This window comes from Pseudomonas mosselii, assembly GCF_005796105.1.
Classification (GTDB): Bacteria; Pseudomonadota; Gammaproteobacteria; order Pseudomonadales; family Pseudomonadaceae; genus Aquipseudomonas; species Aquipseudomonas mosselii_C.
In genome coordinates this window covers 384,242-408,891 of record NZ_VAUO01000002.1, presented here as the reverse complement: position 1 = coordinate 408,891, position 24,650 = coordinate 384,242, and the positions used below count along the sequence as shown (strand labels likewise).

The window sequence follows — 24,650 nt, the reverse complement described above, 5'->3', positions numbered from 1 at the left end:
ATGAGAATCAGGCCGAGGTGCGCGGGATGGTGTCGTCCTTGCGCAGGGTGAAAATCTCGTAGCCGGTGGCCGTCACGACCAGCGTGTGCTCCCACTGTGCCGAGAGCTTGCGGTCCTTGGTAATGGCGGTCCAGCCGTCGCCGAGCACCTTGGTATCGGCTTTGCCTTGGTTGATCATTGGCTCGATGGTGAAAGTCATGCCTTCCTTGAGTTCCATGCCGGTGCCTGCGCGGCCGTAGTGCAGGATCTGCGGTTCTTCATGGAACACCTTGCCGATGCCGTGGCCACAGAATTCGCGTACCACCGAGAAACCGTTCTTTTCCGCGTGTTTCTGGATCACCTCGCCGATGTCGCCGAGGCGGCAGCCGGGCTTGACCAGCTCGATGGCCTTGTACAGGCATTCCTGGGTGACCTTGGACAGGCGCTCTGCCCAGGGCGCGACGCTGCCGACATGGAACATGCGGCTGGTATCGCCGTGGTAGCCGTTCTTGATCACCGTTACATCGATGTTGAGGGTGTCGCCATCCTTGAGCGGCTTCTCGTTGGGGATGCCGTGGCACACCACATGGTTGATCGAGGTGCAGATCGACTTGGGGAAGCCTTTGTAGTTGAGCGGTGCCGGGATGGCCTGCTGGACATTGACGATGTAGTCGTGGCATAGGCGATCGAGTTCTTCGGTGGTGACCCCGGGCTTGACGTGCTCCGCGATCATTTCCAGGACTTCGGCGGCCAGGCGGCCGGCGATGCGCATCTGTTCGATGTCTTCTGCGGTCTTGATGGTGACGGTCATTACAGGCTCTCTACGGCGCCGCGTGCGGCGCGAACGAACGGGAAAGACCAGATTCTACCAGAGCGTGGCCGTGGCCGTGAGCGGCAAGACATTAAGCAGCAAGCAGCAAGCAGCAAGCAGCAAGCAGCAAGCAGCAAGCAGCAAGCAGCAAGTAGCAAGTAGCAAGTAGCAAGTAGCAAGCAAAGGCAGATTTGCTTTTGCGTGATTTTCGAGTCATAAGCTGCAAGCCGCAAGAAATACTGTTTGGCTTGCAGCTTGCAGCTTGCAGCTCATGTGGGTTCCGTTCGTCTTTGGGTTGTGGTATAACATGCGCCGCTTTCAGGGGACGACCTCTGTTGGCTCAAACCCACACACGTGTCGACACGATGACCTGGGTGCCCCGCTTGTTCGCAAGTGCGGGTTGGTCATTGGGATACGTGGAGGCCCAACCCGACTTACCAAGGAACTATCATGTCCCAAGTCAACATGCGCGATATGCTGAAGGCCGGTGTGCACTTCGGCCACCAGACCCGTTACTGGAACCCGAAAATGGGCAAGTACATTTTCGGCGCGCGCAACAAGATTCACATCATCAACCTGGAAAAAACCCTGCCGATGTTCAACGACGCTCTGTCGTTCGTAGAGCGCCTGGCCCAGGGCAAGAACAAGATCATGTTCGTCGGCACCAAGCGTTCCGCCGGCAAGATCGTCGCCGAGCAAGCTGCTCGTTGCGGTTCGCCATACGTTGACCACCGCTGGTTGGGCGGCATGCTGACCAACTATAAAACCATCCGTGCTTCGATCAAGCGTCTGCGCGACCTGGAAACCCAGGCCGAAGATGGCACCTTCGCCAAACTGACCAAGAAAGAAGCCCTGATGCGTTCGCGCGATCTGGAAAAACTGGACCGCAGCCTGGGTGGTATCAAGGACATGGGCGGTCTGCCTGACGCACTGTTCGTCATCGACGTCGATCACGAGCGCATCGCGATCACCGAAGCCAACAAGCTGGGCATCCCGGTCATCGGCGTTGTCGATACCAACAGCAGCCCAGAAGGTGTTGACTTCGTCATTCCAGGTAACGACGACGCCATCCGCGCCATCGAGCTGTACATGACTTCGATGGCTGACGCTGTCATCCGCGGCCGCAACAACGTTGCTGGCGGCACCGAAGTCTACGCTGAAGAAGCGGCTGCACCTGCTGCCGAGTAATAGACGCTAGCGTCGACTTGGCACGCGAAAAGGGGGCTTTGCCCCCTTTTTGCCACCTTGAAATCCTGCTGTCAGCAATGGCCCTACATCATGGTCGTGCTGAGCTTAAAGCAGCGGATTTGCAGAATTTAACGCCCGTGACAAGCGGGTGGAATGGTTGAAAAACTTTCCAAGAGGATTTTGAAATGGCAGCAATTACTGCAGCGCTGGTCAAAGAACTGCGCGAGCGTACCGGCGAAGGCATGATGGATTGCAAAAAGGCCCTGGAAAAGGCCGGCGGCGACATCGAAAAAGCCATTGACGACATGCGTGCCTCGGGCGCCATCAAGGCCGCCAAAAAGGCAGGCAACGTTGCCGCCGAAGGCGCCATCGCTGTCAAGACCGACGGCAAGACTGCCGTTCTGCTGGAAGTGAACTCGCAGACCGACTTCCTGGCCCTGCAAGACGACTTCAAGAACTTCGTTGCCGAAAGCCTGGAAGAAGCCTTCGCCCAGAAGCTGACCGACGCCGCTCCGCTGATCGCCTCGCGTGAAGCCGCTCGTGAAGCCCTGGTCGCCAAGTGCGGCGAGAACGTCAACATTCGTCGCCTGGTGCGCGTTGAAGGTGACGTTGTCGGTGCCTACCTGCACGGCAACAAGATCGGCGCTGCCGTTGTCCTGAAAGGCGGTGACGTCGATCTGGCCAAGAACATCGCCATGCACGTCGCTGCTTCGAACCCAGAGTTCCTGGATGCGTCGGAAATTTCCGCCGAGGCTATCGAGCGCGAGAAGAACGTCTTCCTGCAGCTGAACGCCGACAAGATCGCTGGCAAGCCTGAGAACATCGTTGAGAACATGATCAACGGTCGTATCACCAAGTTCAAAGCCGAAGCCTCGCTCAAAGAGCAAGCCTTTGTCATGAACCCAGAAGTCAAGGTTGGCGAGCTGGCCAAGAAAGCCGGTGCTGAAATTGTTTCCTTCACCTACTTCAAGGTCGGCGAAGGCATCGAGAAGCCGGTTGACAACTTCGCTGAAGAAGTTGCCGCCCAGGTAGCTGCCGCCAAGCAGTAAGACGGACTCGTCTGTCGCCCCGAAGAGGCTGCCCGCTCACGCGCGCAGCCTCTTTGTCAAAACGGAGAAAGGTTTATAAGACCTGGCTCCGCTGGCACTGAAGCAGTGCCACGCTACAGTTAGCAGGCTGCAAACAGCCCGCACGGAATTTTCTAAAAGTACGCCGCAGGAGAGACTCGCAATGGCTCAGCAGGTGAGTGGTCGCCAACCTCGCTATAAACGCATTTTGCTCAAACTTAGCGGCGAGGCCCTGATGGGCTCGGAAGACTTCGGGATCGACCCGAAGGTGCTGGATCGCATGGCCCTGGAAGTGGGTCAACTGGTCGGTATCGGTGTCCAGGTCGGCCTGGTCATCGGTGGCGGTAACCTGTTCCGCGGTGCCGCGCTCAGCGCAGCCGGCATGGACCGTGTCACCGGCGACCACATGGGCATGCTGGCCACCGTGATGAACGGCCTGGCCATGCGCGACGCCCTGGAGCGTTCGAACATCCCGGCGCTGGTCATGTCGGCCATTTCGATGGTCGGCGTCACCGATCATTACGATCGTCGCAAAGCTATTCGTCACTTGAACTCCGGTGATGTGGTAATTTTCTCCGCCGGTACTGGCAACCCGTTCTTCACCACCGACTCCGCAGCCTGCCTGCGCGCCATCGAAATCGATGCCGACGTGGTATTGAAGGCGACCAAGGTCGATGGTGTGTACACTGCCGATCCATTCAAGGATCCACACGCCGAGAAGTTCGATCACCTCACCTACGACGAGGTGCTGGATCGCAAGCTCGGTGTCATGGACCTGACCGCAATCTGCCTGTGCCGCGACCACAAGATGCCATTGCGGGTATTCAACATGAACAAGCCTGGCGCCCTGCTGAACATTGTGGTGGGTGGCGCTGAAGGTACTTTGATCGAGGAAGGCCAAGCATGATCAACGACATCAAGAAAGACGCCCAGGAGCGCATGAGCAAATCCCTGGAGGCCCTGGCCCGCAACCTGGCGGCGATCCGCACCGGTCGAGCTCACCCGAGCATCCTGGACGGCGTCAAGGTGCCAGCCTGGGGCAGCGACATGCCGCTGAACCAAGTGGCTGCGATCACCGTCGAGGACGCCCGTACCCTCAAGATCGTCGCCCACGACAAGAACCTCAGCGCGGCCATCGAGAAGGCCATTCTGACCTCCGACCTGGGCCTGAACCCGTCCAGCGCCGGTACCACCATTCGTGTGCCGATGCCTGCCCTGACCGAGGAAACCCGCAAGGGCTACACCAAGCAGGCCAGTGGCGTTGCCGAAGATGCCAAGGTCGCCGTGCGCAACGTGCGCCGTGACGCTTTGGCCGACCTGAAGAAGTTGACCAAGGACAAGGAAATCAGCGAAGACGAAGAGCGTCGTGCCGCTGATGAAATCCAGAAACTGACCGACAAGTTCGTCGCCGAAGTGGATGCAGCGTTCAAAGCCAAGGAAAAGGACCTGATGGCCGTTTAAGGCCGAGGTTTTTTAATGGAAAAGACCAAGCTGGCGGCACCGGGTTCGGTGCCGCGTCACGTCGCAATCATCATGGATGGTAACAACCGCTGGGCGAAGAAGCGCCTGTTGCCCGGTGTTGCCGGGCACAAGGCCGGCGTCGATGCCGTACGTGCGGTGATCGAGGTGTGCGCAGAGGCGAAGGTCGAGGTGCTCACGCTCTTCGCCTTCTCCAGCGAGAACTGGCAGCGTCCGGCCGAAGAGGTCGGCGCGTTGATGGAGCTGTTCTTTTCGGCGCTACGTCGCGAGGCCAGGCGTTTGAACGAGAACAACATCGCCTTGCGTATCATTGGTGATCGTTCGCGCTTTCATCCTGAGTTGCAGGCGGCCATGCGCGAAGCCGAGGCCGTCACCGCTGGCAGCAACCGCTTCATCTTGCAGATCGCCGCTAACTACGGCGGTCAGTGGGATATCGCCCAGGCGGCTCAGCGCCTGGCGCGTGAAGTTCAGGCCGGGCATCTGCGCCCGGACGACATCACTCCGCAGTTGTTGCAGACGTGTCTTGCCACTGGCGACCTGCCGTTGCCCGATTTGTGCATCCGAACGGGGGGCGAGCGGCGCATCAGCAACTTCCTCCTGTGGCAGCTGGCTTATGCCGAGCTGTATTTCTCCGACCTTTACTGGCCGGACTTCAAACACGAGGCCATGCGCAATGCGCTGGCCGATTTCGCCTCGCGCCAGCGCCGCTTCGGTAAGACCAGCGAGCAGGTCGAGGCTGGAGCTCGTGCTTAATGCTTAAACAACGCATCATTACTGCGCTGATCCTGTTGCCGATCGCATTGGGAGGGTTCTTCCTGCTCAACGGCGCCGATTTCGCGCTGTTCATCGGCCTGGTGGTGACACTTGGCGCTTGGGAGTGGGCGCGCCTGGCCGGGCTGGTTGCCCAGTCGCTGCGTGTCGCCTACGCGGCTGTCGTCGCCGGTGGCTTGATGCTGCTGTACATCTTGCCGGAGCTGGCGCCCTGGGTGTTGGGGGCTGCGGTGATCTGGTGGGCCCTGGCGACCTGGCTGGTACTTACCTATCCGCGCAGCAACGACCTCTGGGCCAGCGCCGCTTGCCGGTTGTTGATCGGCCTGCTGGTGCTGCTGCCGGCCTGGCAGGGGCTGGTGCTACTCAAGCACTGGCCGCTGGGGAACTGGCTGATTCTCGCAGTCATGGTGCTGGTATGGGCGGCTGATATTGGTGCCTACTTCTCTGGCCGTGCCTTCGGCAAGCGCAAGCTGGCGCCGCAGGTCAGCCCCGGCAAGAGCTGGGAGGGCGTGTATGGCGGCCTGGTGGTCAGTTTGCTGATTACCCTGGTCGTGGGCGTGAGCCGCGATTGGAGCATCGGCGAGCTGTTGCTGGGCCTGCTGGGTGCGGTGGTGGTGGTCATGTCTTCGGTGGTCGGTGACCTGACCGAAAGCATGTTCAAGCGCCGTGAGGGCATCAAGGACAGCAGCAACCTGCTGCCTGGCCATGGCGGTGTGCTTGATCGGATCGACAGCCTGACCGCAGCCATTCCGATGTTCGCTGTGCTGCTGTGGGCTGCCGAATGGGGTGTCATGTGAGCCAGGTGCAGCGCATCACCGTGCTGGGGGCTACAGGCTCCATCGGCTTGAGCACGCTGGATGTGATCGCCCGCCACCCTGATCGCTATCAGGTGTTCGCCCTGAGTGGCTATTCGCGTATCGACGAGTTACTGGCCTTGTGCGTGCGTCATCGCCCGGCATTCGCCGTGGTGCCGAGTGCCGATGGTGCGGTGCGCCTGCGCGAAGGTCTCAACGCGGCCGGTTGTGCTACGGAGGTGCTGGAAGGCGAAGCCGGGCTGTGCCAGGTCGCTGGTGCGCCTGAGGTCGACGCGGTCATGGCGGCCATCGTCGGCGCTGCGGGTCTGCGACCGACGTTGGCGGCGGTAGAGGCGGGCAAGAAGGTGCTGCTGGCCAACAAGGAAGCTTTGGTGATGTCCGGGGCGCTGTTCATGGAGGCAGTGCGTCGCAGTGGTGCTGTGCTGCTGCCGATCGACAGCGAGCATAACGCGATCTTTCAGTGCATGCCGGGCGACTACAGTCGTGGCCTGGGCGCCGTTGGCGTGCGCCGTATCCTGTTGACCGCCTCGGGTGGGCCGTTTCGCCAGACGCCGGCGGCCGAGCTGATGGATGTCACCCCCGAGCAGGCGTGTGCCCATCCCAACTGGTCGATGGGGCGCAAGATCTCGGTGGACTCTGCCAGCATGATGAACAAGGGGTTGGAACTGATCGAAGCCTGCTGGCTGTTCGATGCCGCGCCGCAAAACGTCGAGGTGGTGGTTCATCCGCAAAGCGTGATTCATTCGCTGGTGGACTACATCGACGGCTCGGTACTTGCCCAGTTGGGCAACCCGGACATGCGCACCCCGATCGCCAATGCCCTGGCCTGGCCGGAGCGTATCGACTCGGGCGTGGCGCCGCTCGATTTGTTCAGCGTCGCCCGTCTGGATTTCCAGGCCCCCGACGAACAGCGCTTCCCTTGCCTGCGTCTGGCGCGTCAGGCTGCCGAGGCGGGTAACAGTGCCCCGGCGGTGCTCAATGCGGCCAATGAAGTGGCAGTGGAGGCGTTTCTTGAGCGGCGCATCCGCTTCCCGGAAATCGCAGGTATGATCGAGCGTGTACTCGACCAGGAGCCTGTGGTGCCGGTCGCCACGCTCGATGCGGTATTCGCTGCCGACCAGCGCGCCCGGGAGTTGTCCCGTGAGTGGCTGCGGCGCCACGGTCGCTGACCGGCAGCCGACGGCTGCGTCAACGTCATCCGGAGATTGGACATGTCTGCGCTCTACATGATTATCGGCACGCTGGTGGCGTTGGGTGTGCTGGTCACCTTCCACGAATTCGGCCATTTCTGGGTGGCGCGTCGTTGTGGAGTCAAGGTGCTGCGTTTCTCGGTGGGCTTCGGCACGCCGCTGGTGCGTTGGCATGACCGCCACGGCACCGAGTTCGTGGTGGCGGCGATTCCGCTGGGCGGTTACGTCAAGATGCTCGACGAGCGCGAAGGTGAGGTGCCGGCTGCGTTGGCTGGGCAGTCGTTCAATCGCAAGACGGTAGGGCAACGTATTGCCATCGTGGCGGCCGGGCCGGTCGCCAACTTCCTGCTGGCCATCCTGTTCTTCTGGATCATCGCAATGCTCGGCACGCAGCAGGTGCGGCCGGTGATTGGCTCAGTCGAATCGGGCAGCCTGGCGGCCAGTGCTGGGTTGAGCGCCGGTCAGGAAATCGTTTCCATCGACGGCAAGCCGACCAACGGCTGGTCGGCGGTGAACCTGCAACTGGTCCGCCGTCTCGGCGAGAGCGGCACCTTGCGCGTAGACGTGCTGGATGAAGGCGCCACGACACCGCGTCAGCATGACATTGTCCTCGATCACTGGCTCAAGGGCGCCGACGAGCCCGATCCGATCCAGTCCCTGGGCTTGCGCCCCTGGCGCCCTGCGGTGGTGCCGGTGCTTGCCGAGATTGATCCCAAGGGGCCGGCTGCCGCTGCCGGGCTCAGGAGCGGCGACAAGCTGCTGGCCCTGGACGGCGCTGCGCTGAGTGATTGGCAGCAGGTGGTCGATGCCGTACGTGCCCGTCCCGAGCGTAAGGTGACCCTGCGTATCGAGCGTGACGGTGCGCCACTCGACGTTGCCGTGACCCTGGCGCGTAAGGGCGAGGGGCAGGCCGCGGGTGGCTACCTCGGGGCAGGCGTCAAGGCTGGCGAATGGCCGGTGCAGATGCTTCGCGAAGTCAGCTATGGCCCGCTGGAGGCGGTGGGCGAGGGGCTTTCGCGAACCTGGAACATGAGCGTCCTGACCCTCGAATCACTAAAGAAAATGCTGTTCGGGGAGCTCTCGGTAAAAAACTTGAGTGGACCGATAACCATTGCTAAAGTGGCGGGCGCTTCAGCCCAGTCGGGCGTTGGGGATTTCCTGAATTTCCTGGCCTACCTGAGCATAAGCCTGGGGGTTCTGAATCTGCTGCCCATCCCGGTACTGGATGGGGGGCATTTGCTGTTCTACCTGATCGAGTGGGCGCGCGGTCGCCCGCTCTCGGATCGGGTGCAAGGTTGGGGGGTCCAGATCGGTATCAGTTTGGTCGTCGGGGTGATGTTGCTCGCCCTGATCAACGATCTGGGTCGACTATAAAAGCTTCGCTCAATCGCGAAACCTGCCGTACTTTTTGCGGCGGGTTGTTTATTGCCAGTTGGAATAAAAGGACTTCATGAAACGTCTGCTGCTAACTGCGGTCCTCTCCGCACTGATGATCGCTGAAGTTCACGCCGAGTCCTTCACCATCTCCGATATTCGCGTCAACGGCCTGCAGCGGGTTTCCGCCGGCAGCGTGTTCGGCGCCTTGCCGTTGAACGTGGGCGACCAAGCGGACGATAGCCGCCTGGTCGATTCGACCCGTTCGCTGTTCAAGACCGGCTTCTTCCAAGACATCCAGCTGAGTCGCGACGGCAATGTCCTGATCATCAACGTGGTCGAGCGCCCATCGGTCGCAAGCATCGAGATCGAAGGCAACAAGGCGATCAGCACCGAAGACCTGATGAAAGGCCTGAAGCAGTCGGGCCTGGCCGAAGGCGAGATCTTCCAGCGTGCGACCCTCGAAGGTGTGCGTAACGAGCTGCAGCGCCAGTACGTGGCCCAGGGCCGCTACTCGGCCGAGGTCGACGCCGAAGTCGTACCGCAGCCGCGCAACCGCGTTGGCCTTAAGATCAAGATCAACGAAGGCACGGTCGCTGCGATCCAGCACATCAACATCGTCGGCAACACCGTGTTCGACGATGAGGAGCTGTCGCAGCTGTTCGAGCTGAAGACCACCAACTGGCTGTCGTTCTTCAAGAACGACGACAAGTACGCCCGCGAGAAACTCTCCGGTGACCTCGAGCGCCTGCGCTCGTACTACCTGGACCGCGGCTACATCAACATGGACATCGCCTCCACCCAGGTGTCGATTACCCCGGACAAGAAGCACGTCTACATCACGGTCAACGTCAACGAAGGCGAGAAGTACACCGTGCGTGACGTGAAACTCTCGGGTGACCTCAAGGTGCCGGAAGACCAGGTCAAGTCGCTGCTGCTGGTGCAGCCTGGCCAGGTGTTCTCGCGCAAGGTCATGACCACCACCTCCGACCTGATCACCCGTCGCCTGGGTAACGAAGGCTACACCTTCGCCAACGTCAACGGCGTGCCGCAACCGCACGATGAAGACCATACCGTCGACATCATGTTCGTGGTTGATCCGGGCAAGCGTGCCTACGTCAACCGCATCAACTACCGTGGCAACACCAAGACCGAAGACGAAGTGCTGCGCCGCGAAATGCGCCAGATGGAAGGCGGCTGGGCATCGACTTACCTGATCGACCAGTCCAAGACCCGTCTTGAGCGTCTGGGCTTCTTCAAGGAAGTCAACGTCGAAACCCCACCGGTGCCGGGCACCGATGACCAAGTCGACGTGAACTACGCGGTCGAAGAACAGGCCTCGGGCTCGATCACCGCCAGCGTCGGCTTTGCCCAGAGCGCCGGTCTGATCCTGGGTGGTTCGATCAGCCAGAGCAACTTCCTGGGTACCGGTAACAAGGTGTCCATCGGCCTGACCCGTTCGGAATACCAGAGCCGCTACAACTTCGGCTTCGTGGACCCCTACTTCACTGCCGACGGCGTGAGCCTGGGCTACAACGCCTTCTACCGCAGCACCAACTACGACGACCTTGACGTTGACGTGGCGAGCTACGCGGTCGACAGCCTCGGTGCGGGTGTCAGCCTCGGCTACCCGATCAGCGAAACCTCGCGCCTGACCTACGGCCTGACCGTGCAGCAAGACAAGATCAAGACCGGGAAGTACACCGTCGACGAGATTTTCGACTTCCTGAAAGACGAAGGCGACAACTTCCTGAACTTCAAGGCTTCGATCGGCTGGTCCGAGTCGACCCTGAACAAAGGTGTGCTGGCGACCCGTGGTCACTCCCAGAGCCTGACCCTGGAAACCACCGTGCCGGGCAGCGACCTGTCGTTCTACAAGCTCGACTACCGCGGCCAGCTGTTCAAGCCAATCAACAACGACTACACCCTGCGCCTGCACACCGAGCTGGGCTATGGTGACGGCTTTGGCTCGACCTCCGGCCTGCCGTTCTACGAGAACTACTACGCCGGTGGCTTCAACTCGGTGCGTGGCTTCAAAGACAGTACGCTCGGCCCGCGCAGTACGCCGAGTACCGGCAAGAACCCGGGCACCATCACCGACCCGGACCAGGACCCGCTGCCGTTCGGCGGTAACGTCCTCGTCCAGGGTGGCGTGGAGTTGCTGTTCCCGCTGCCGTTCGTCAAGGACCAGCGTTCGCTGCGCACGTCCGTGTTCTGGGACGTGGGTAACGTGTTCGACACCAACTGCGGCTCCAAGCCTGATTGCACCAAGGTCGGCTTCAGCGACATGGCCAGCTCCGTCGGCCTGGGCGTAACCTGGATCACTGCGCTGGGCCCGCTGAGCTTCAGCCTGGCGATGCCGATCAAGAAACCGCAAGACGCCGAAACCCAGGTGTTCCAATTCTCTCTGGGCCAGACCTTCTGAGGTCGGCCCTCGTACAACGACAACGGTTTATCCAGGAGTGCATCGTGCGTAAGTTGACTCAACTGGCCATCGTGGCCGCGGCGCTGGTCGCCACCCCGGCTTTCGCCGAAATGAAGGTTGCCGTGCTGAACTATCAGATGGCCCTGCTCGAATCCGATGCGGCCAAGAAGTACGCAGTTGATGCCGAGAAGAAATTTGGCCCGCAACTGACCAAGCTCAAGACTCTCGAGAGCAGCGCCAAGGGCATCCAGGACCGTCTGATCAAGGGCGGCGACAAGATGCAGCAGCAAGAGCGCGAGCGCCTGGAACTTGAATTCAAGCAAAAAGCCCGCGACTTCCAGTTCCAGTCCAAGGAACTCAACGAAGCCAAGGCCGTAGCCGACCGTGACATGCTCAAACAGCTCAAGCCGAAACTCGACGGTGCTGTCGAGGAAGTCATCAAGAAGGGCGGCTACGACCTGGTGCTTGAGCGCGGCGCGGTCATCGATGTCAAACCTCAGTACGACATCACCCGCCAGGTCATCGAGCGTATGAACCAAGCGCGTTGATATGACCGTGACCATGACGCTCGGCCAATTGGCCGAGGCCCTCGGGGCGCAGCTAAAAGGCTCCGAGGCGCTGCCGATCACCGGGCTGGCGACCTTGCAGGACGCCGGGCCTGGGCAGTTGAGCTTCCTTGCCAACAAGCAGTACCGCAAGTTCCTTGACGATACTCAAGCCGGGGCGGTGCTGCTCAAGGCCGAGGATGCCGAGGGCTTTGCTGGCAACGCCCTGATCGTGGCAGATCCCTACCTGGCCTATGCGCGTATTTCGCACCTGTTCGACCCTAAACCAAAGGCTGTGGCGGGTATTCATCCCAGCGCCGTGGTGCATGAGGACGCTCAGGTCGATGCCAGCGCCAGCATCGGTCCGTTCGTGGTGGTCGAGGCCGGTGCGCGGATTGGCGCCCACGTGACGGTCGGCGCGCACAGCGTTATCGGCGCGCGCTGCGTGATCGGTGAAGGCGGGTGGCTCGCGCCACGGGTCACGCTGTATCACGACGTTACCATCGGTAAGCGTGTGGTGATTCAGTCCGGCGCGGTGATCGGGGGCGAAGGCTTCGGCTTTGCCAATGAAAAGGGTGTGTGGCAGAAGATCGCCCAGATCGGTGGGGTCACCCTTGGTGACGACGTCGAGATCGGTGTGAACACCGCCGTTGATCGCGGTGCGCTGTCCGACACGCGCATCGGCAATGGCGTCAAGCTCGACAACCAGATCCAGATCGCCCATAACGTGCAGGTCGGTGACCACACGGCAATGGCGGCCTGTGTCGGTATTTCCGGTAGCACCAAGATCGGCAAGCACTGCATGATTGCTGGCGGTGTCGGCATGGTCGGTCACATCGATGTTTGCGATAACGTATTTGTCTCCGGTATGACCATGGTCACCCGTTCCATTACCGAACCGGGCGGCTATTCTTCCGGAACGGCCATGCAGCCTTTGGCCGAATGGCGCAAGAGCGCCGCGCGTATCCGTCAGCTCGACGAGATGTCCAAGCGTCTCCAGCAGCTGGAAAAACGTGTCGACACCGTGACCTCAGGTGGCCAGCCGACATCAGAAGGCTGATACCATTTCCTGAGCAAGAGAACAGTCGCTGGCCGGCGCCTCTTTGACTTTGCAAGAGGAGCGCGTGGTCAGCACCTGCGCTCCCTATTCTTATTACAGGCTTCCCCCCGAAATGATGGACATCAACGAGATTCGCGAATACCTGCCTCACCGTTACCCGTTCCTGCTGGTGGATCGTGTCACGGATCTGGACTTCGAGGCCCAGAGCATTCGTGCCTACAAGAATGTCAGCATCAATGAGCCGTTCTTCAATGGCCACTTCCCGGCACATCCGATCATGCCGGGCGTGCTGATCATCGAGGCGATGGCCCAGGCAGCCGGGATTCTCGGATTCAAGATGCTCGACGCCAAGCCGGCCGACGGCACCCTCTACTATTTCGTTGGTTCCGACAAGCTGCGCTTCCGTCAGCCGGTACTGCCGGGCGACCAGTTGGTGCTGGAAGCCAAGTTCCTCAGCCGCAAGAGCATGATCTGGAAGTTCGAATGCCGTGCCTTGGTCGACGGCAAGCCAGTCTGTTCGGCTGAAATCACCTGCGCGGAACGCTCCCTATGAGTTCGATTGACCCTCGGGCAATCATCGACCCTTCGGCCAAGCTGGCCGAGGGTGTCGAGGTTGGCCCCTGGTCGATCGTCGGCCCCGATGTGGAAATCGGGGAGGGTAGCGTGATTGGCCCGCATGTGGTGCTCAAGGGGCCGACGCGCATCGGCAAGCACAACCGCATCTACCAGTTCAGCTCCATCGGTGAAGATACCCCTGACCTCAAGTACAAGGGTGAACCGACGCGTCTGGTGATCGGCGATCACAACGTTATCCGCGAAGGCGTGACCATTCACCGTGGCACGGTGCAAGATCGTTCCGAAACGACCTTAGGTGATCACAACCTGATCATGGCGTACGCCCACATCGGCCACGACAGCGTGATCGGCAACCACTGCATCCTGGTCAACAACACTGCGTTGGCGGGCCACGTACACGTCGGCGACTGGGCCATTCTGTCCGGTTATACGCTGGTGCATCAGTACTGCCACATCGGCGCTCACGCCTTCTCAGGCATGGGCACGGCGATCGGCAAGGACGTCCCGGCCTTCGTCACCGTCTTCGGCAGCCCCGCCGAAGCACGCAGCATGAACTTCGAGGGCATGCGCCGCCGTGGCTTCAGTGATGAGGTCATCCATGCTCTGCGCCGCGCCTACAAGATCGTCTATCGTCAGGGGCTGACCGTCGAAGAGGCGGTGAAGGAACTCGATGAGCTGGTTGGCCAGTACCCGGAAGTGGACCTGTTCCGTCAGTCGATCCTGAATTCCGAACGCGGCATCACCCGCTGATATGGCCCAGCTCTGTGTTGCGCTGGTCGCGGGCGAAGCCAGCGGCGACATCCTCGGTTCCGGCCTGATGCGCGCCATCAAGGCGCGTCACCCCGATGTGCGGTTCATCGGGGTAGGTGGGCCGTTGATGGAAGCCGAAGGCATGCAGTCATATTTCCCCATGGAGCGTCTGGCTGTCATGGGGCTGGTGGAAGTGCTGGGGCGCCTGCGTGAGCTGCTCAAGCGGCGCAAGCTGCTGATCGAGGCGCTTATCGATGAGAGACCCGATGTTTTCATCGGTATCGATGCCCCGGATTTCACCCTCAATATCGAACTCAAGTTGCGTCAGGCCGGGATCAAGACCGTGCACTACGTCAGCCCTTCGGTCTGGGCCTGGCGGCAGAAGCGCGTATTGAAGATCCGCGAAGGCTGTGACCTGATGCTCACCTTGCTGCCATTCGAGGCACGTTTCTACGAGGAGCAAGGGGTTCCGGTGCGTTTCGTGGGCCACCCATTGGCAGACACCATCCCGCTGGAGGCCGATCGCGCGGCGGCGCGCGTCGAGTTGGGGCTGGCAGACGGCCCGGTGGTTGCGCTGATGCCGGGCAGCCGTGGTGGCGAAGTCGGGCGTCTGGGGGCGTTGTTCCTGGATGCCGCCCAGCGCCTGCGGACGCTGGTGCCAGGGGTGCGCTTCGTGCTGCCGTGCGCCAATGCTTCGCGCCGTGCGCAGATCGAACAGATGCTCGAAGGTCGTGAGCTGACAGTGCAACTGCTCGATGGTCAGTCGCACCTGGCCTTGGCGGCATGCGATGCGGTATTGATCGCCTCCGGCACGGCGACCCTTGAGGCGATGCTGTACAAGCGCCCCATGGTGGTAGCCTACCGCCTGGCGCCGCTGACGTACTGGATCCTCAAGCGCATGGTCAAGAGTCCTTACGTCTCGCTGCCCAACCTGCTGGCCCAGCGCATGCTGGTGCCGGAACTGTTGCAGGACGCCGCTACCAGCGAGGCCTTGGCCAGTACGCTGGCGCCCTTGGTGCGCGATGGCGCGCAGCAGACCGAACGCTTCGACCAGATTCACCGTACCCTGCGCCGTGACGCCTCCAACCAGGCGGCTGATGCGGTGCTGGCCTTGCTCAAGGACCGTTGACATGCAGATGGGACTGGATTTCAACTTGGTCGAGGACCTGGTGGCCGGCGTTGACGAGGTGGGTCGCGGCCCGCTGTGCGGCGCGGTGGTCACGGCGGCGGTGATCCTCGATCCGAGCCGCCCGATCCTGGGCCTGAACGACTCGAAGAAGCTAACCGAAGCCAAGCGTGAGGCGCTGTTCGACGAGATCCGTGAAAAGGCCTTGAGCTATTGCATCGCGCGTGCCGAAGTGCACGAGATCGACCAGTTGAACATCCTCCAGGCCACCATGCTGGCCATGCAGCGTGCGGTCGAGGGTTTGCACATCACGCCGAAGCTTGCGTTGATCGACGGTAACCGCTGCCCGAAACTGGCCGTCCCATCGGCGCCGGTGGTCAAGGGCGATTCGCAGGTACCGGCCATCGCGGCGGCTTCGATCTTGGCCAAGGTCACCCGTGATCGCGAGATGAGTGCCTTCGAGCTGATCTACCCGGGTTACGGCATTGGCGGGCACAAGGGTTATCCCACACCGGTGCACCTGGAGGCGTTGGCGCGCCTGGGGCCTACGCCGATTCACCGGCGTTCGTTCGCGCCGGTAAGGGCCGCATGGGAGGCCCGCGAAGGCGCCTCTACCTCGTTGATCTGATCCATTGGGGCCGCGTAGCGGCCCCAAACGTTCCGGCTATTTACGCTACAATCGCGCCCTTGTCGTTCAGCACTGCTACAGGATTTTCCATGTCGGTTTCCTTCGTTCACCTTCGCGTGCACTCCGAATTCTCCTTGGTCGATGGCCTAGTGCGGATCAAGCCGCTGGCCAAGGCCTTGGCCGGGATGAACATGCCGGCGGTGGCGATCACCGACCAGAGCAACATGTGCTCGCTGGTGAAGTTCTACAAGACCGCGATGGGCGCGGGGATCAAGCCGATCTGTGGTGCCGACCTGTGGCTGGCCGGCGCCGACGCCGAGGCGCCACTGTCGCGCATTTGCTTTCTGGCGATGAACCCCAAGGGCTACCGCAATCTCACCGAGCTGATCTCGCGTGGCTGGACCGAGGGCCAGCGCAACGGCCTGGTGGTCATCCAGCGCGACTGGATCGCCCCGGCCAGCGAAGGTCTGATCGCACTGTCCGCAGGTCGCGAAGGTGATATCGGCATGGCCTTGCTGGCCGGCCGCCAGGGCGAGGCCGAGGCGTTGCTTGGCGACTGGATGGCGATGTTCCCGGAGCGTTTCTATGTCGAGTTGCAGCGCACCAACCGTGCCGGTGACGAAGAGTATGTTCACGCCGCCGTGGCTTTGGCCGACCAACTCGGCGCGCCGCTGGTGGCGACCAACGACGTGCGCTTCATCAAGCAGACCGACTTCGACGCCCACGAGACCCGCGTGTGCATCGGCGAGGGCTGGACCCTGGACGATCCGCGCCGCCCACGCAGCTACAGCGACCAGCAATACCTCAAGTCGCCCGAGGAGATGGCCGAGCTATTCAGCGACTTGCCCGATGCCATCGCCAACACGGTCGAGATTGCCAAGCGCTGCAACATCAGCGTGCAGTTGGGCAAGTATTTTCTCCCAGACTTCCCGACGCCCAACGGCATGGGTATCGACGACTACCTGCGGCATGTCTCCCACGAGGGCCTGGAGGAGCGCCTGGCGGTGCTCTGGCCGAAGGACACCACGCCCAACTATGAAGAGAAGCGCCAGGTCTACCTGGACCGTTTGAAGTTCGAACTGGATATCATCATCCAGATGGGCTTCCCCGGTTACTTCCTGATCGTAATGGACTTCATCAAGTGGGCCAAGAACAACGATGTGCCGGTCGGCCCTGGCCGGGGCTCGGGTGCCGGCTCGCTGGTGGCCTACGTACTGAAGATCACCGACCTCGACCCGCTGGCCTACGACCTGCTGTTCGAACGTTTCCTCAACCCTGAACGTATTTCCATGCCCGACTTCGACGTCGACTTCTGCATGGACGGTCGTGACCGGGTGATCGACTACGTGGCAGAGGCGTACGGGCGCAATGCCGTGAGCCAGATCATCACCTTCGGCACCATGGCCGCCAAGGCGGTGGTGCGTGACGTGGCGCGGGTACAGGGTAAGTCGTACGGGTTGGCGGACCGTCTGTCGAAGATGATCCCGTTCGAAGTGGGCATGACCCTGGAGAAGGCCTACGAGCAGGAAGAGATCCTGCGCGATTTCCTCAAGGGCGACGAAGACGCCCGCGAGATCTGGGACATGGCCCTCAAGCTCGAAGGGGTCACCCGTGGTACCGGCAAGCACGCCGGTGGCGTGGTGATCGCGCCGACCAAGCTCACCGACTTCTCACCGATCGCGTGTGACGAAGAGGGTGGCGGCCTGGTGACCCAGTTCGACAAGGACGACGTCGAGGCAGCGGGGCTGGTGAAGTTCGACTTCCTTGGCCTGCGTACGCTCACGATCATCAAGTGGGCGATGGAGATCATCAATCGCGAGCAGAAGAAGCGCAATCTGCCCGACGTCAATATCGACTTCATCCCGCTGGACGATCGCAAGACCTACGAGCTGTTGCAAAAAGCCGAAACCACGGCGGTGTTCCAGCTTGAATCGCGCGGCATGAAAGAGCTGATCAAGAAGCTCAAGCCCGACTGCCTGGAAGACCTGATCGCATTGGTTGCACTGTTCCGCCCGGGGCCGCTGCAGTCGGGCATGGTGGACGACTTCATCAACCGCAAGCACGGCCGCGCAGAGCTGGCCTACCCGCACTCGGACTACCAGTACGAAGGCCTCAAGCCGGTCCTGGCGCCGACCTACGGCATCATCCTGTATCAGGAACAGGTGATGCAGATCGCCCAGGTCATGGCCGGCTACACCCTCGGTGGCGCCGACATGCTGCGCCGGGCAATGGGTAAGAAAAAACCCGAGGAAATGGCCAAGCAACGCGGTGGCTTCATCGAAGGCTGCGTGGCCAACAATATCGATGCTGACCTTGCGGGTAACATCTTCGACCTGGTGGAGAAGTTCGCAGGTTACGGCTTCAACAAATCCCACTCCGCAGCTTACGGGCTGGTGTCGTACCAGACCGCCTGGCTGAAGACTCACTATCCAGCGCCATTCATGGCGGCGGTGTTGTCGGCGGATATGCACAACACCGACAAGGTGGTGGTGCTGGTGGAGGAAGTGCGCAGCATGAAGCTGCGCCTGGATGCGCCGGATGTGAACTTCTCGGACTTCAAGTTCACTGTCAACGACGACGGGCGCATCGTGTACGGCCTGGGCGCGATCAAAGGCGTCGGTGAGGGGCCGGTGGAGGCGATCGTCGAAGCCCGCGCGCAGGGAGGTCCGTTCAAGGACCTGTTCGACTTCTGTGAGCGTATCGACCTCAAGCGCGTCAACAAGCGTACCCTCGATGCGTTGATCCGCAGTGGCGCACTGGACCGGCTGGGCCCGCACTTCTATGACGAAATCAAGGCCTACCAGGCCCACATCGATATCAACCGCGCGACCTTGTTGTCGGCGCTCGGCGAGGCGATCAAGGCTGCCGAGCAAGCGGCGCATACCGCCGACAGCGGCCATGTCGACCTGTTCGGCAGCATGTTCGACGCGGCGGATGTCGACGTCTATGCCAATCATCGCAAGGTGCGTGAGCTGACGCTCAAAGAGCGCCTGAAAGGCGAAAAGGACACCCTGGGCCTGTACCTGACCGGTCACCCGATCGACGAGTACGAGGCCGAGATCCGCCGCTTCGCCCGCCAGCGCATCGTTGACCTCAAACCTGCGCGCGATACCCAGACCATCGCCGGCATGATCATTGCGTTACGCGTGATGAAGAACAAGAAGGGCGACAAAATGGGCTTCGTGACCCTCGACGACCGCTCCGGGCGCATCGAGGCGTCGCTGTTCGCTGACGCTTTCATGGGCGCCCAGGCCCTGTTGCAGACCGACGCGATGGTGGTGGTGGAAGGGGAGGTGAGTAACGACGACTTCTCCGGCGGCCTGCGCTTGCGCGTCAAGACGGTCATGACCATGGAGGATGCGCGCACCAAGCTGGCCGAAAGCCTGCGACTGAAGGTCGCCCATGACGCGCTCAAGGGCGATCGCCTGAACTGGCTGGGTGAGCTGATTACCCGTCACCGTGGCGGTTGCCCGATTACCCTGGAGTACACCGGCAGTGACGCCAAGGCGATGCTGCAGTTCGGTGAACAGTGGTGCATCGACCCGGCCGATGGACTGATCCAGGCGCTGCGTGACCAGTTCGGACGTGAGAACGTCTTCCTGCAATACCGTTGAAACGACGAATTTTAATCTCGACCTTTATGCGCCTGATCCCTTAAGGTATGGCGCCAAACGGATCAACCGGCCGGCCGCCTGGCCGTAGACCCAAGACGGAAGCCTATGAACCCGAATTTCCTCGATTTCGAACAGCCGATTGCCGACCTGCAAGCCAAGATCGAAGAGCTGCGCCTGGTGGGTAACGACAACTCGCTGAACATCAGCGACGAGATTTCCCGTCTGCAAGACAAGAGCAGCACACTGACCGAAAGCATCTTCGGCAACCTGACCAGCTGGCAGATCGCCCGCCTGGCCCGTCACCCGCGCCGCCCGTACACCCTCGACTACATCGAGCACATCTTCACTGAGTTCGAAGAGCTGCACGGTGACCGTCATTTCTCCGATGACGCTGCCATCGTCGGGGGCACCGCGCGCCTGAACGACCAGCCGGTCATGATCATCGGCCACCAGAAAGGCCGTGAAGTGCGCGAGAAGGTGCGCCGCAACTTCGGTATGCCGCGTCCTGAAGGCTACCGCAAGGCATGCCGCCTGATGGAAATGGCCGAACGCTTCAAGATGCCGATCCTGACCTTTATCGACACGCCTGGCGCCTACCCGGGCATTGACGCTGAAGAGCGCAACCAGAGCGAGGCGATCGCCTGGAACCTGCGCGTGATGGCCCGTCTGAAGACCCCGATCATCGCCACCGTCATCGGTGAAGGTGGTTCCGGCGGCGCGCTGGCCATCGGCGTGTGCGACCAGCTGAACATGCTGCAGTACTCCACCTACTCGGTGATCTCGCCGGAAGGCTGCGCCTCGATCCTGTGGAAGACCGCCGACCGTGCGGCCGATGCTGCCGAGGCCATGGGCGTGACCGCCGAGCGTCTCAAAAGCCTGAACATCGTCGACAAGGTCATCCAGGAGCCGCTGGGCGGCGCCCACCGTGACCCACAGGCAATGGCCGCCAACGTGCGTGCCGACCTGATCGAGCAACTGGACATGCTCGGCAAGCTTGACCATGACGCGCTGCTCAAGCGCCGTTACGATCGCCTGATGAGCTACGGTCTCTGATGGATTTCGGGGGCCGCGTTGCGGCCCTTTCGCGGCACAAGGCCGCTCCTACAGAGATAACGGCAGTATCAAAGACTGCGCGATCCCTGTAGGAGCGGCCTTGTGCCGCGAACGGGGCGCAAAGCGCCCCCGTCGATCTTGCCCCCTGTGAGGCCTTGATGCTCAACCTCACCCCCTGGCTAAACGCCCCCGCTTGGTATGTTGCCTTCTCCGGTGGCCTCGACTCCACCGTCCTGCTGCACCTGCTCGCCGACTACGCCCGTACCCATCGAGCACCGCCACTGCATGCCGTGCACATCCACCATGGCCTGCAAGCCGCCGCCGATGCCTGGCCCGAGCACTGCCGTTCGGTATGCGATGCCTTGGGCGTGGAGTTCGATGTCATCCGCGTACGTGTCATACCCGGTGCGAGCCTGGAGCAGGCTGCCCGAGACGCCCGCTACGCGGCGTTCGAAAAGTTGCTGGTTCCAGGTGCAGTGCTGTTCACGGGCCAGCACCGTGACGACCAGGCCGAAACCTTGTTGTTTCGCCTGCTGCGCGGTGCCGGCCTGCGTGGACTCAGTGCCATGCCGCAGACCCGCGCGCTTGGCTTGGGCAGCCTGGTGCGGCCACTGTTGAAAACCTCGCGCCAGCAGTTGCAGGCTTACGCCGATGCCCACGGACTGAGCTGGGTCGAAGATCCCAGCAACGCCGACAGCGCCTTTGCCCGCAACTACCTGCGCGGCGAAGTCTTCCCGTTGCTGCGTCAACGCTGGCCACAGGCTGAGGCCAACCTGGCGCGCAGTGCCGAGCACTTGGGCGAGGCGCTGGGGCTGCTGGAGGAGTTGGCCGAAACCGACCTGATGGCAGCCAGCGTCGATGCGCCGCTCCCTTGGCTCGGTGTGGAGTCCCTGAATCTTGATGCGCTCAAGGCGTTGTCGCCGGCCCGTCAGCGCAATGCCTTGCTGTATTGGTTCAGCCAGCGCACCCGGCTTCCTGACACTCGCCATTGGGCCGGCTGGAGCGACCTGCGCGATGCTGCCGCGGATGCCCAGCCGGTGTGGCGGCTGACCGATGGCGAGCTGCATCGCAGTCATGGCCGGATCTGGTGGGTCAGCGCTGCCTGGCTGGATGCGCCGCACGCTGTGCAGCCTTGGCATGACCCGAGCCAACCCCTGCACCTGCCCGGCAATGGCCATGTGTGGCTGGGTGGCGGCCAGGGCGGGGAGGGCTTGCGCATCGCCTATCGCCAAGGCGGTGAGGTGATGCAGTTGCCTGGGCGCGGTCGGCGTGATCTCAAGCGCTTGCTCAACGAGGCGCAGATCCCGCAGTTCGTGCGTGCGCGCCTGCCGTTGCTGTACCGCGGCGAGCAGTTGCTGGCAGTGGCCAACCTGTCCTGGTCGACTGAGCAGGATTACCAGTTGCACTGGCAACCTGCGACCCGCGTGCAAGGTTTGAGCTGAAGGGTACATTCGGGTAGACTACCCTCCCTTCTTGATACAGCTTCTGTGGGTTCCTCGAAAACACAGGAGTTGCCGATTACCAAGCAGTTTTTTGCTGGGCTGATTCTTAAAATGACGAGCGAGCTCCAAACTGGGTACACCCCGGTCTGTACAGACGCGGCAGTTGTTCGAGATGCACTGTGATTGACGCAGGTGATCGGGGGCTTCGGCCTTCCTTCGCTTTCTCCGGCGGCCCATGCCGCCTTAACGCAGACTTCTAGGGTTTTTCATGACGCGCTACATATTCGTCACGGGCGGTGTTGTTTCTTCATTGGGGAAAGGCATTGCCTCGGCTTCCCTGGCGGCCATCCTGGAAGCGCGGGGGCTCAAGGTCACCATGCTCAAGCTGGACCCGTACATCAACGTCGATCCGGGCACCATGAGCCCGTTCCAGCACGGTGAAGTGTTCGTCACCCACGACGGCGCCGAGACCGACCTCGACCTGGGCCACTACGAGCGGTTCATCCGCACCACGATGACCCAGAACAACAACTTCACCACCGGCCGCATCTACGAGCACGTGCTGCGTAAGGAGCGTCGTGGTGATTACCTGGGTGCGACCATCCAGGTCATCCCGCATATCACCGACGAGATCAAGCGCCGCATCATCAAAGGTGCAGGCGACGCCGACGTCGCGCTGGTCGAGATCGGCGGCACCGTCGGTGACATCGAGTCGCAGCCGTTCCTCGAGGCCATCCGCCAGTTGCGCGTCGAAGTGGGCTCCAAACGCGCGATGCTGATGCACCTGACCCTGGTGCCGTACATCGCCACCGCTGGCGAGACCAAGACCAAGCCGACCCAGCACTCGGTCAAGGAACTGCGCTCCATCGGTCTGCAACCGGACGTGCTGATCTGCCGCTCCGATCACCCGGTCGATGCCTCGTCGCGTCGCAAGATCGCACTGTTCACCAACGTCGAAGAGCGTGCGGTGATTTCGCTGGAAGACGTCGACACCATCTACAAGATTCCTGGTGTGCTGCACGCACAGGGCCTGGACGACTTCGTCGTCGAGCGCTTCGGCCTGCAGTGCAACAGCGCCGACCTGTCCGAGTGGGACAAGGTGGTCGATGCCAAGCTCAACCCTGAGCAGGAAGTCACCATCGCCATGGTCGGTAAGTACATGGAGCTTCTGGATGCGTACAAGTCGCTGATCGAAGCGATGAGCCACGCCGGCATTACCAACCGCACCAAGGTCAACCTGCGTTATATCGACTCCGAAGACATCGAGAACCAGGGCACCAGCCTACTCGAAGGCGCCGATGCCATTCTTGTCCCGGGCGGCTTCGGTCTGCGTGGCGTCGAAGGCAAGATCACTGCCGTGCAATATGCCCGTGAGAACAAGGTTCCCTACTTGGGCATCTGCCTCGGCATGCAGGTCGCGGTGATCGAGTTCGCGCGTAACGTGATGGGCTGGAAAGACGCCAACTCCACTGAGTTCGATCGCAACAGCGGCCACCCGGTCGTCGGCCTGATTACCGAATGGGCAGATGCCACCGGCGCGGTCGAGATCCGTACCGAAGCGTCCGACCTGGGCGGCACCATGCGCCTGGGCGCTCAGGACTGCCAGCTGACGGCCGGCTCCAAGGTTCACGACTGCTATGGCAGCGACGTGATCACCGAGCGCCACCGTCACCGCTACGAAGTGAACAATAACCTGCTGCCACAACTGGTCGAGGCTGGCCTGGTGGTTTCCGGTCGTTCCGATGACGGCGCGCTGGTCGAAGTGGTCGAGTCGAAGGATCATCCATGGTTCGTCGCCTGCCAGTTCCACCCGGAGTTCACCTCGACGCCACGTGACGGTCACCCGCTGTTCAGCGGTTTCGTCAAGGCTGCCCTGGCACAGAAGAACAAGGCCTGATCCATGACTCAGAAGATCATTCGCGTCGGTAACATCGAGATCGCCAACGACAAGCCGTTCGTCCTGTTCGGCGGCATGAACGTCCTGGAATCCCGTGACCTGGCCCTGAAGGTCTGCGAGGAGTACGTGCGGGTGACCGAAAAGCTCGGGATCCCGTACGTGTTCAAGGCCAGCTTCGACAAGGCCAACCGCTCGTCGGTGACCTCGTACCGCGGCCCGGGCATGGAAGAAGGCCTGAAGATCTTCGAGGAGATCAAGCGCACCTTCAACGTGCCGGTGATCACTGACGTGCACGAGCCCTACCAGTGCGAACCGGTGGCCAAAGTGTGCGACATCATCCAGCTCCCGGCCTTCCTGTCGCGCCAGACCGATCTGGTCGTGGCGATGGCCAAGACGGGTGCCGTGATCAACATCAAGAAGGCGCAGTTCCTTGCGCCTCACGAGATGAAGCACATCCTCGCCAAGTGCGTCGAGGCCGGCAACGACCAGTTGATCCTGTGCGAACGCGGTTCGAGCTTCGGCTACAACAACCTGGTGGTGGACATGCTCGGCTTCGGCATCATGAAGCAGTTCGAGTACCCGGTGTTCTTCGATGTCACCCATGCGTTGCAAACGCCGGGTGGTCGTGCCGATTCCGCCGGTGGCCGCCGTGCTCAGGTCACCGACCTTGCCAAGGCTGGTATGAGCCAGGGTCTGGCGGGCCTGTTCCTCGAAGCGCACCCGGACCCGGACAACGCCAAGTGCGACGGTCCGTGCGCCCTGCGCCTGGACAAGCTGGAGCCGTTCCTGAGCCAGCTCAAGCAACTGGACGACCTGGTGAAGAGTTTTCCGACGGTAGAAACCGCGTAAAGCTCGTTTCT

Annotated in this window: 21 protein-coding genes; 20 read left to right on the top strand and 1 reads right to left on the bottom strand. The window is 61.6% G+C overall.

Annotated elements, in window-relative coordinates:
• Positions 1–7 precede the first annotated feature (7 nt).
• Positions 8–790 (bottom strand): type I methionyl aminopeptidase, encoded by a 783-nt coding sequence (gene map, locus FEM01_RS06855; RefSeq protein WP_138218589.1) that lies wholly within the window; start codon positions 788–790, stop codon positions 8–10.
• 450 nt (positions 791–1,240) lie between these two features.
• Here map and rpsB point away from each other — a divergent pair, with 450 nt between their 5' ends.
• The 20 genes from rpsB (at position 1,241) to kdsA (ending at position 24,639) form a co-directional block, all read left to right on the top strand.
• The gene (rpsB, locus tag FEM01_RS06845; RefSeq protein WP_138218587.1) at positions 1,241–1,978 is read left to right on the top strand and encodes a 30S ribosomal protein S2; all 738 of its coding nucleotides are present in this window, start codon (positions 1,241–1,243) and stop codon (positions 1,976–1,978) included.
• Positions 1,979–2,163: 185 nt separating this feature from the next.
• Positions 2,164–3,027 carry a translation elongation factor Ts gene (gene tsf / locus FEM01_RS06840; RefSeq protein ID WP_138218585.1) on the top strand — a complete coding sequence of 288 codons (864 nt, stop codon included), beginning with the start codon at positions 2,164–2,166 and terminating at the stop codon, positions 3,025–3,027.
• A 181-nt stretch (positions 3,028–3,208) separates the two neighbouring features.
• Positions 3,209–3,952, top strand: coding sequence for a UMP kinase (gene pyrH / locus FEM01_RS06835; protein ID WP_003252294.1), 744 nt, complete (start codon positions 3,209–3,211; stop codon positions 3,950–3,952).
• Positions 3,949–4,506: a ribosome recycling factor gene (gene frr, locus FEM01_RS06830; RefSeq protein WP_138218583.1), complete on the top strand. Its 558-nt coding sequence runs from the start codon at positions 3,949–3,951 to the stop codon at positions 4,504–4,506. The genes pyrH and frr overlap by 4 nt, the downstream gene beginning before the upstream one ends.
• A 15-nt stretch (positions 4,507–4,521) precedes the next feature.
• Positions 4,522–5,277, top strand: a complete 756-nt coding sequence (uppS, locus tag FEM01_RS06825) for a polyprenyl diphosphate synthase (RefSeq protein WP_138218581.1) — start codon at positions 4,522–4,524, stop codon at positions 5,275–5,277.
• Entirely contained in the window at positions 5,277–6,092 is an 816-nt protein-coding gene (locus tag FEM01_RS06820; RefSeq protein ID WP_138218579.1) for a phosphatidate cytidylyltransferase, read from the top strand. The genes uppS and FEM01_RS06820 overlap by 1 nt, the downstream gene beginning before the upstream one ends.
• Positions 6,089–7,279 (top strand): 1-deoxy-D-xylulose-5-phosphate reductoisomerase, encoded by a 1,191-nt coding sequence (ispC, locus tag FEM01_RS06815; protein WP_138218577.1) that lies wholly within the window; start codon positions 6,089–6,091, stop codon positions 7,277–7,279. Before FEM01_RS06820 ends, ispC begins: the two co-directional genes overlap by 4 nt.
• A gap of 42 nt (positions 7,280–7,321) precedes the next feature.
• Positions 7,322–8,674 carry an RIP metalloprotease RseP gene (rseP, locus tag FEM01_RS06810; protein WP_138218575.1) on the top strand — a complete coding sequence of 451 codons (1,353 nt, stop codon included), beginning with the start codon at positions 7,322–7,324 and terminating at the stop codon, positions 8,672–8,674.
• 76 nt (positions 8,675–8,750) lie between these two features.
• Positions 8,751–11,099 (top strand): outer membrane protein assembly factor BamA, encoded by a 2,349-nt coding sequence (gene bamA, locus FEM01_RS06805; RefSeq protein WP_138218573.1) that lies wholly within the window; start codon positions 8,751–8,753, stop codon positions 11,097–11,099.
• A 44-nt stretch (positions 11,100–11,143) separates the two neighbouring features.
• The gene (locus FEM01_RS06800; protein ID WP_138218571.1) at positions 11,144–11,647 is read left to right on the top strand and encodes an OmpH family outer membrane protein; all 504 of its coding nucleotides are present in this window, start codon (positions 11,144–11,146) and stop codon (positions 11,645–11,647) included.
• Position 11,648: 1 nt separating this feature from the next.
• A complete protein-coding gene (gene lpxD, locus FEM01_RS06795; protein WP_138218569.1) occupies positions 11,649–12,704 on the top strand; it encodes a UDP-3-O-(3-hydroxymyristoyl)glucosamine N-acyltransferase in 1,056 nt (351 codons plus the stop codon).
• Positions 12,705–12,816: 112 nt separating this feature from the next.
• A complete protein-coding gene (fabZ, locus tag FEM01_RS06790) occupies positions 12,817–13,257 on the top strand; it encodes a 3-hydroxyacyl-ACP dehydratase FabZ (RefSeq protein ID WP_003252314.1) in 441 nt (146 codons plus the stop codon).
• Positions 13,254–14,030 (top strand): acyl-ACP--UDP-N-acetylglucosamine O-acyltransferase, encoded by a 777-nt coding sequence (lpxA, locus tag FEM01_RS06785; RefSeq protein ID WP_138218567.1) that lies wholly within the window; start codon positions 13,254–13,256, stop codon positions 14,028–14,030. The genes fabZ and lpxA overlap by 4 nt, the downstream gene beginning before the upstream one ends.
• Position 14,031: 1 nt before the next feature.
• Positions 14,032–15,159 carry a lipid-A-disaccharide synthase gene (lpxB, locus tag FEM01_RS06780; protein WP_138218565.1) on the top strand — a complete coding sequence of 376 codons (1,128 nt, stop codon included), beginning with the start codon at positions 14,032–14,034 and terminating at the stop codon, positions 15,157–15,159.
• A 1-nt stretch (position 15,160) separates the two neighbouring features.
• Complete coding sequence (rnhB, locus tag FEM01_RS06775; RefSeq protein WP_138218563.1) at positions 15,161–15,784, top strand: ribonuclease HII; 624 nt, start codon at positions 15,161–15,163, stop codon at positions 15,782–15,784.
• 89 nt (positions 15,785–15,873) lie between these two features.
• Complete coding sequence (dnaE, locus tag FEM01_RS06770; RefSeq protein WP_138218561.1) at positions 15,874–19,398, top strand: DNA polymerase III subunit alpha; 3,525 nt, start codon at positions 15,874–15,876, stop codon at positions 19,396–19,398.
• A gap of 105 nt (positions 19,399–19,503) precedes the next feature.
• On the top strand, positions 19,504–20,451 hold the full coding sequence (locus FEM01_RS06765; RefSeq protein WP_138218559.1) for an acetyl-CoA carboxylase carboxyltransferase subunit alpha: 948 nt from the start codon (positions 19,504–19,506) through the stop codon (positions 20,449–20,451).
• A 158-nt stretch (positions 20,452–20,609) separates the two neighbouring features.
• Complete coding sequence (tilS, locus tag FEM01_RS06760; protein WP_138218557.1) at positions 20,610–21,893, top strand: tRNA lysidine(34) synthetase TilS; 1,284 nt, start codon at positions 20,610–20,612, stop codon at positions 21,891–21,893.
• A gap of 268 nt (positions 21,894–22,161) precedes the next feature.
• Positions 22,162–23,790, top strand: a complete 1,629-nt coding sequence (locus tag FEM01_RS06755) for a CTP synthase (RefSeq protein WP_138218555.1) — start codon at positions 22,162–22,164, stop codon at positions 23,788–23,790.
• A gap of 3 nt (positions 23,791–23,793) precedes the next feature.
• Positions 23,794–24,639, top strand: a complete 846-nt coding sequence (gene kdsA, locus FEM01_RS06750) for a 3-deoxy-8-phosphooctulonate synthase (protein WP_138218553.1) — start codon at positions 23,794–23,796, stop codon at positions 24,637–24,639.
• The last annotated feature ends 11 nt before the right edge of the window (positions 24,640–24,650 follow it).